The organism is Veillonella intestinalis (genome assembly GCF_943193155.1).
Taxonomy (GTDB): Bacteria; Bacillota; Negativicutes; order Veillonellales; family Veillonellaceae; genus Veillonella_A; species Veillonella_A intestinalis.
Map to the genome: position 1 here is coordinate 1 of NZ_CALPDB010000010.1, position 1,725 is coordinate 1,725.

Sequence of the window (1,725 nt, forward strand, 5' to 3'; positions counted from 1 at the left end):
GGCTCTGTCACAACAAATGGTTGATTTTTGACGAGAAATAGCGTATAATAATAGTAAGAAACAGTACCACCGAAGGAGGTAATTGGATATGCCTACTATCAAAGACGCATTAGATATTATCGGTAAGTTGACTGTCGCAGAGCAGGAAAGCCTTAAAACAATGCTTTTAAGTCCTGCCTTTGTAAAGTCTTTGAATATTGAAGATTTCGTAGCAAAGGAACGCTTTGCAAATGGTCGTGTATGCCCTCTTTGTGGCTGTATCCATGTGGTTCGCAATGGTCATCGTAAAGATGGCACACAGCGATATGTATGTAAGGATTGTGGCAAGTCCTTCGTGATTGCTACGAACTCCATTGTGTCTGGTACAAGAAAAGACTTGTCCGTGTGGGAGCAGTACATTGATTGTATGATGAATGGCTTATCCATTCGTAAGACTGCTGTTGCTTGTGGGATTCACAGAAACACCGCATTCCTTTGGAGACACAAGATTTTGGATGCACTTCAGAATATGGCAGACGATGTTACCCTTGACGGCATTATTGAGGCTGACGAAACTTTTTTCGCCATCTCGTACAAGGGCAATCATAGCAAGAGTAAGACATTTGCTATGCCACGCAAGGCTCATAAGCGTGGTCATTCTACACATATCAGAGGCTTGTCCCAAGAAAAGGTATGTGTTCCTTGTGCGGTTAATAGGAATGGCTTGTCTATCTCCAAGATTACGAATACTGGTAGAGTTTCTACAAGAGATTTACATCATATTTATGATGGTAGGATTAAGACCAATTCCACTCTTGTTACGGACAAGATGAACTCCTATGTGAGATTTACAAATGCCAATGGCATTGACCTTGTGCAGTTAAAGACTGGCAAAGCCAAGAAAGGCATTTATAATATCCAACATATCAATAGCTACCATAGCCAGCTAAAGAGGTTTATGCGTGGCTTTAACGGTGTTTCTACCAAGTATCTGAACAACTATCTTGTGTGGAATAACCTTGTAAATTACGCCAAAGAAAGCGACATGGAGAAAAGGAACATCTTCTTAACTTTTGTTTTGGCAACATTGAAAACTGCTAAATGCAGAGATTTATCAAACAGACCAGCAGTTCCTCTGGTCGCCTAATTAGAATTTGTGGAGATGATAAGATGGTCAATATAACAGATGTAAAACAGATTCTTCAATTTGCAATAGATGCGGAGATTAAAGTCTTTCTTGATGGTGGCTGGGGTGTAGATGCTCTTCTTGGATATCAGTCAAGAGCCCATAATGATATTGACATTTTTGTAGAAAAGAACGATTATCAGAACTTTATAGAAATAATGAAAGCTAATGGCTTTTATGAGATTAAGATGGAATATACAACATTGAACCATACTGTATGGGAAGATTTGAAAAACAGAATTATTGATTTGCATTGTTTTGAATATACGGACGAAGGTGAAATTCTTTATGATGGGGATTGTTTTCCGGTAGAAACTTTTTCGGGTAAAGGAAGAATTGAGGAAATAGAGGTTTCCTGTATTGAACCATATAGTCAAGTAATGTTCCATCTGGGATACGAGTTTGATGAAAATGATGCACATGATGTGAAGTTATTGTGTGAGACATTTCATATCGAAATTCCAAATGAGTATAGATAACTGCAAATAACAGTTTGTAGGGGAGTTCTGATACTCCCCTACAAAAATGGCTATTTATCAACTGTTTGTTGTGACATAGCC

2 protein-coding genes are annotated in these 1,725 nt (G+C 38.5%); both read left to right on the forward strand.

What is annotated here, in order from left to right; genetic code table 11:
- Positions 1-88 precede the first annotated feature (88 nt).
- Positions 89-1,126, forward strand: a complete 1,038-nt coding sequence (locus NFR44_RS09400; RefSeq protein ID WP_002837184.1) for an IS1595-like element ISSag10 family transposase — start codon at positions 89-91, stop codon at positions 1,124-1,126.
- Positions 1,127-1,149: 23 nt separating this feature from the next.
- Complete coding sequence (gene lnu(C), locus NFR44_RS09405; protein ID WP_002837187.1) at positions 1,150-1,644, forward strand: lincosamide nucleotidyltransferase Lnu(C); 495 nt, start codon at positions 1,150-1,152, stop codon at positions 1,642-1,644.
- The last annotated feature ends 81 nt before the right edge of the window (positions 1,645-1,725 follow it).

Coding starts and splice junctions, on each gene's coding strand:
- NFR44_RS09400 (WP_002837184.1), top strand. CDS start 89: ATGCCTACTATCAAAGACGCATTAGATATTATCGGTAAGTTGACTGTC.